The sequence below is a fragment of the Clostridium frigoris genome, assembly GCF_018861865.1.
In the GTDB taxonomy this organism is placed as follows: Bacteria; Bacillota; Clostridia; order Clostridiales; family Clostridiaceae; genus Clostridium_AD; species Clostridium_AD frigoris.
This window is the reverse complement of sequence record NZ_JAHLDV010000105.1, coordinates 1-4,182: the sequence shown is the minus strand read 5'-3', so window position 1 is coordinate 4,182 and position 4,182 is coordinate 1. Positions and strand designations below refer to the sequence as shown.

Sequence of the window (4,182 nt, the reverse complement as noted above, 5' to 3'; positions counted from 1 at the left end):
ATATGTATCTTTGAATCCAATAAAAGAAGAAGAACTTCTTATTATAGAAGAGTCATCGTCATAAAAATGTTAGAAATAGAAATTGCGACAACTATGTTGACAAACTCCGGTTTCGATAAATATTATGGTTATTTAATTCATGAGATATTTGCTGATTTAATAAAACTAATGTTGCATTGGTTAATAACATCTAATCCCCTACTTTCATATAATTATATTCAATATAATTAAATTAAGAATAATTAAATTAAGAATAAATTATCAAATAATTTTTTTGTTTAGTTAGTACCTACGTAAAAGCAAAGTGAAAAATGGATTGCCAGTGTATTATTGATGTCTATTGTAATAATAGAAAGAAATGTACAATATACTTTATATATACATTTTATGAAGGGGACGTGAAATTTATGGATAGAGATTTTAGAAATTTTAGTGCTACTTGTGTTTGTTTTGGATACACTTTACAAGAAATTGAAAAAGATATCAATGAAATGAGGATAGAACATGAAAAACTCAATGAAAATGCGGAAGTAATTATCAAAGTAGAGCCTGAACTTAAAGATGTTAAGTTTGATGGGCATTCTAAAAAATAATTTAATGTTTCTCTCTTTGTATCAGATCAAATAAATTAGTTCATAACTGTGGTTTTTATTTTTCTATTTAATATTATATTGAATTTTAAATAAATAAAAAATATCACTCAATATAATAATAAACTAACAATGTCGTGAAAGTAACTTTCACGACATTGTTAGTTTATTATTAATTTGAATTACAAAGGATACTACGGCTTATTTTTGATTTATGTTGGCAATACAGAGATTGGAAGTGAAACGGACAAGCAATGTTGCTAAAATTAACAATTTATTATTATATTCGACATTCAAATGACACAGAGAATTGTTATTGTTAATACATAGCAATTAGCTATTGATTAAATTTTTTAATTAGAGTCCCCCTTTAATTAAAATATATATATAAAACTAGTAGCGGACTGGTGTAATTTAGCCAGTCCGTTTTATTTTTTTTGTTTATTAGATTATATCTTTAGACATATTATAGATAGGATAAGAGATAAAAAAATCACTATGACATTAGTTGTTATAGTGATTTTTATCATGCAAGTGGGTAAAGGAGCAGTACTTAATGATTGCTAAATTGATTGCCTATAAAAACTTTTTCATTTCTTCAACATTTTGTTGCTCGAACTTTAACAACCTATTTGCTATGTCTTTTATATCTTGAGTGGCATCTTTATATTGTTTAAGTCTTTTTGTAATATCAATAATCCCCATGGTACTACCTTGAATTAGCATTTCAGATATATGAGAGGGGGTTTTATTTGTTAGTGTTTTAATATTAATCATTATGTATGAAGCTATTTTAGTAAGAGTTCCTATGCCTTTAGATGACTCTTGTGTATCCTTAATTTTACTATTAGATATATCAAATATTTCAGTGTACTCTTTCAATTGTGACTCCAAATTTTTTCTGTATGGTTCATCTTTTACAATATCAATTAATTCACTAATTGTACTTTTGCCCATTTCAGCATTTTGATAAATATAATCTAAAAACTCAATGTTACTATTCATTAATATCACCTCATTAGTATTCTTTGCATAAAAAGAATATTTATCCATAATAAAGGTTTTTATTTTTAGTGGGTTCATAAGAACGCATGATGCCAGTATGATCCAAGTACAATTTTCTTATTGCATTCTCAACAAAAAACAACGAAAACCCCTTAATTCAAAGGGGCTCCATTGTATCCATATTGTCAGAAATCATCTATTTACTTATATGCTGAGTTTTATAAAGTTCAGCATACATACCGTTTTTTTTCATTAAACATTCGTGATTTCCATCTTCAATAATATTTCCACTATCAAATACAAGAATTCTATCTGCATTTCTAACAGTAGATAATCTATGAGCAATAACAAAAGTTGTTCTGCCTATAATTAGACTATCAAAAGTTTCTTGTATTTTAGCTTCAGTAACACTATCAAGGGATGAGGTTGCTTCATCTAAAATTAGGAATGGTGGATTTTTTAGAAATATACGGGCTATGGAAATACGTTGTTTCTGTCCACCAGAAAGCATTGCACCACGTTCTCCAACAAAAGTATTAAATCCATCAGACATAGCAATAATATCATCATAAATCTCAGCCTGTTTTGCTGCAATTGCAACTTCCTTAGGAGTAGCATCAGGTCTACCATATCTAATATTTTCGAGAATACTATCAGCAAAAAGAAATATTTCTTGTTCTACAACTCCAATATTTTTATGCAAAGATTCTTGCGAAACACTACGTATATCTACATGGTCAAGCAAAATTTTTCCTTCATCAACATCATAGAACCTGGGAATCAATTTACATAGTGTTGATTTGCCTCCACCTGATTGACCTACGACAGCAATTGTTTCGCCAGGATCGACGTGAAGAGAAATATTGTGCAATACTCGAATACCTTTTGTATAAGAAAAGCTAATATTTTCAATATCTAATTCGCCATTTACTCTGCCTAGTTCTATAGCATTAGGACCATCTTTCATTTCAGTTTCAGTACGCATCATATCTACAAAACGTACAAGTCCAGCTCCACCTGTTGCAAATAGTTCAGCAAAGTTTGAAAGTTTTCTAATTGGAGTTATAAAAGTAGCAATATATAAAGTAAAAGTGATTAAATCAATTTGATTCATCTGTCCTTTCATAATTAATATTCCACCTACTAAGATAACTGTCGCTGGCAAAATACAAAGGAAAAATTCCATTGTAGCATTGAAATATCCCATAGTCTTATAAAATCTGGTTTTAGATGTTTTGAAAGCATCATTTGATTCACTAAACTTATCAAATTCTGAATTCTCATTTGCAAATGCTTTTGCTGTTTTCATGCCTGAAAGCCCTGATTCAATATTTATATTTATAGAAGCAGTTTTTTCTTTCACTTCCAGAGAAGCTTTTGACATTTCAGAACGTCTATACCATACAACTAATAAAAATATAGGCAAGATTAAAGCAATAACCAAAGTTAATTTCCACTGAATAGTAAATAAGATACCTAGTGATCCTATTATTGTAAGTGTGGATATAAAAACATCTTCAGGACCATGATGAGCAAGCTCAGTTATATCAAATAAATCTGCGGTAAGTCTACTCATTAGTTGACCTGTACGGTTTTTATCAAAGTATCCATAAGACAATTCCTGCATATGCTTAAATAAATCGCTTCTTATATCTGCTTCTACTAATACACCAAAAGAGTGACCATAGTACGTTATTATATAGTAGAAAAAAGCTCTTAATGTATAAGCAATTAGCATAATTACCATAATAATTATAAAAGTTCTATAAGCATTAATAGGTATTAGCTTATTTAGAGAATAACGAGTTATTGCTGGAAACGACAAGTCAATAACTGCAATTAAGAATGCACATGACATATCTAATATAAATAAATTCTTGTGTGGTTTAAAATATGAGAAGAATATTGAAACTAGAGATCTTTTCTGAAATTCTTTTGTATCCATTTTTAGTGTTTTCCCTTCTTTTATGCGTTTTATTTTTTTCTTTTAGTATATCATATTTATGTCCTGGTCAATCTAGGCTCCAAACATAAATAAATTCTATATGAATTAAGGAAACTAATAAATTGATTTATACAATAAAACATTACATTTTTGTAAGGCTTTATTGAACTTAGAGCGTTTTATTTTATAGTAATTTGATTTTATGACTTATGCTGCATTAAGTGGAAATATTTTTTAAAAAAACTATCATTGACAGTGATTATATTTAAAACTATAATTAATAAAAATATATGATAGGTAAGATATTTGGGGTTATGAAAAAATAATTTGTTTAAGGAATATTTTTAATAATATAATAAAAAAAATTTTGAAGGTTTTTTGTTGCGTATTTTATTAAAATTGTGAGTGGATATTAAATTGTGACTGTGAATATTTTACTTTAAATATTATTCCTAAGATTATTATTTGTAATGATCTAGGGTATTTTTATGAAAATGATATACTTAAGTAAATTATTATCCTCTTTAAATTAAAGGAGCATTCCTGTTATGAATTAAAATGAACTTTGAAAAAAAGAGCACCTACTGATAAAATACAGGGTATAACAGTTCGAACTTTTATCCCTAATTTATAATTATCAGT

4 protein-coding genes are annotated in these 4,182 nt (G+C 27.7%); 2 read left to right on the top strand and 2 right to left on the bottom strand.

Features of this window, described 5'->3' with window-relative positions; translation table 11 throughout:
* Together KPL37_RS19075 and KPL37_RS19070 are read left to right on the top strand one after the other, a co-directional pair.
* The coding region (locus KPL37_RS19075; protein WP_216151656.1) for a hypothetical protein at window positions 1–231 on the top strand (231 nt) is incomplete at its 5' end.
* 176 nt (window positions 232–407) lie between these two features.
* Window positions 408–593: a hypothetical protein gene (locus KPL37_RS19070; protein ID WP_216151655.1), complete on the top strand. Its 186-nt coding sequence runs from the start codon at window positions 408–410 to the stop codon at window positions 591–593.
* A gap of 573 nt (window positions 594–1,166) precedes the next feature.
* On the opposite strand, the gene KPL37_RS19065 is transcribed toward KPL37_RS19070, so the two are convergent.
* Window positions 1,167–1,595, bottom strand: a complete 429-nt coding sequence (locus KPL37_RS19065; protein ID WP_216151654.1) for a hypothetical protein — start codon at window positions 1,593–1,595, stop codon at window positions 1,167–1,169.
* Between the two features lie 196 nt (window positions 1,596–1,791).
* On the bottom strand, window positions 1,792–3,540 hold the full coding sequence (locus KPL37_RS19060; protein WP_216151653.1) for an ABC transporter ATP-binding protein: 1,749 nt from the start codon (window positions 3,538–3,540) through the stop codon (window positions 1,792–1,794).
* Window positions 3,541–4,182: the final 642 nt, after the last annotated feature.

Excerpts from the sequence above, each read along its gene's own strand:
- KPL37_RS19070 (WP_216151655.1), top strand. The coding sequence starts at position 408 with ATGGATAGAGATTTTAGAAATTTTAGTGCTACTTGTGTTTGTTTTGGA.
- KPL37_RS19065 (WP_216151654.1), bottom strand. The coding sequence starts at position 1,595 with ATGAATAGTAACATTGAGTTTTTAGATTATATTTATCAAAATGCTGAA.
- KPL37_RS19060 (WP_216151653.1), bottom strand. The coding sequence starts at position 3,540 with ATGGATACAAAAGAATTTCAGAAAAGATCTCTAGTTTCAATATTCTTC.